Consider the following 1652-nt stretch of genomic DNA (forward strand, 5'->3'; position numbering starts at 1 on the left):
CCCGGACGTCCGGGTCGCCGTCAGCCAGGTCTCCGCGAGGTGCGTCCAGCGCTGCGCGGCGGGCTGCTCCAGCCACTCGTCGTAGGCCGGGGTCGCCGCATACCGTTCGTCCGCCTCGCCGTCCGACGCCAACAGGCCCGCGGCGTAGGCGAGTTCGACCCAGAACGCGGCGACCGGCTCCGCCAGGTCCAGTGCGACGGCGGTCCGCTTCAGGTCGCGGATGCTGAGGCCACCGGCCCGCAGCACCGTCGGCCCGCCCTCGTCCCAGTCCTTCAGCAGCTCCTCGACGGTCGCCAGCGCCGTGTACGCCTGCCCGGCCGCCGCCGCGTCCACAACCTGTGGACGGTGCGTCGCCTTCGCCTCGACCGGCGGCGCCACCGGCTCCGTCTCCCGGTGCGCCCGCCCGGCCCGCAGATACAGAGCCACCTCACGCGGCAGTACGACCGTGCCGGGCGCCGTCGGCAGCAGCAGCCCCCGGTCGATGAGCCAGCGCAGCCGGGCCGCCGGATCGGCCGTCACCTGCCCGTACGGCGGCCCCCACACCAGCCGGTTCAGCACCTCCAGCGACTCCTCGGGGGCACCGGCCAGCAGCGTCTTCATCCGCCGCCGGGCCGTGAACAGCTTGGTGAGCGCCGCCACCGCCGACACCGGGTCGTGCGTGGAGGGCAGGCCCGCCGCCGTCACGATCTCCTGGATCCGGCCCGGCGACATGCCCGCCGTGGCCTCCGCGACCGTAGGACCGAGCCCGGTCGGCGACGGATGCTGCGGCGCCGGCGCCAGCAGCTCACGCGCCGTCCGCACCAGCCGCAGCCGGTCCTCCCCGCCCCACACCAACGCCTGCTCGCGCAGCGCCGCGACGGCGCGCGGCAACACGTTCGCCACCGCCGGATCACGCGCGTCGCCCGCCATCAGCCCCAGCAGTTCGTCGTACGGCGCCGGGTCCGCCGCCACGGCCAGCGCCTGCGCGGTCTGCAGCGTGAAACGGTCCAGCCGCTCCAGCGCCCGCACCACCGAAGCGCGCGTTCCGGCCCTGGTCGCGAGCTGGGTGAGATCGGTGGGCACGGGCGTGATGAGGTCGGGGCGGCTGCGCAGCAGCGCGGCCAGGGAGGCGTCGTCCCTGGTTCGGAGTGCCTCCGCGAGCGAACGGGGCGGCGTGGCCGGAGTGCTCATCCGACCCACGGTAGCGGGTGGGTGTGACCGTGGGGGAGCGTGCACGACGTGAGGTTCCCGGCACCGGGCCCGCTGGCGGTAACGTCTGCCACCACGGGGTATCCAACGCACCCGCCCCGGAGGGGACTTCGTGGGTATCGAGAGCGACCAGGTCGTCTACGAGTATCTGAGCCGCGTCGGTGACGTCGCGCAGCAACGCCAGCTGCCCTCGGTCACCCGGATGCGGCTGGTGTCGGAGCTGCGCAACGAGATCGACCGGCGCCGCGCCGGAGCCACCGCCGACACACCCGCCGCCGTCCAGCGCATCCTGAAGGGCCTCGGCACCCCGGACGAGGTCGTCGCCGCGGCCGGCACCGGCGCCGGTGTCCCCCGGGCGCCGTCCACCTCCGTACCCGTACAGCGCGACCACGAGGACGATCTGCGGCCCAAGGGCCTGCGCCGGGTCGTACCGCGCCCGCGCCCCGCCAAACCCGCCCCCGCAC

Annotated in this window: 2 pseudogenes; one reads left to right on the top strand and one right to left on the bottom strand. The window is 75.2% G+C overall.

Features of this window, described 5'->3' with window-relative positions:
• Positions 1 to 1170 (bottom strand): annotated as a pseudogene (locus tag JHN45_RS51815) (DNA-binding protein); the annotation flags it as partial.
• 130 nt (positions 1171 to 1300) lie between these two features.
• Here JHN45_RS51815 and JHN45_RS51820 point away from each other — a divergent pair.
• Positions 1301 to 1652, top strand: a pseudogene (locus tag JHN45_RS51820) (hypothetical protein); the annotation flags it as partial.

The organism is Streptomyces sp. MBT53 (assembly GCF_016654115.1).
Classification (GTDB): Bacteria; Actinomycetota; Actinomycetes; order Streptomycetales; family Streptomycetaceae; genus Streptomyces.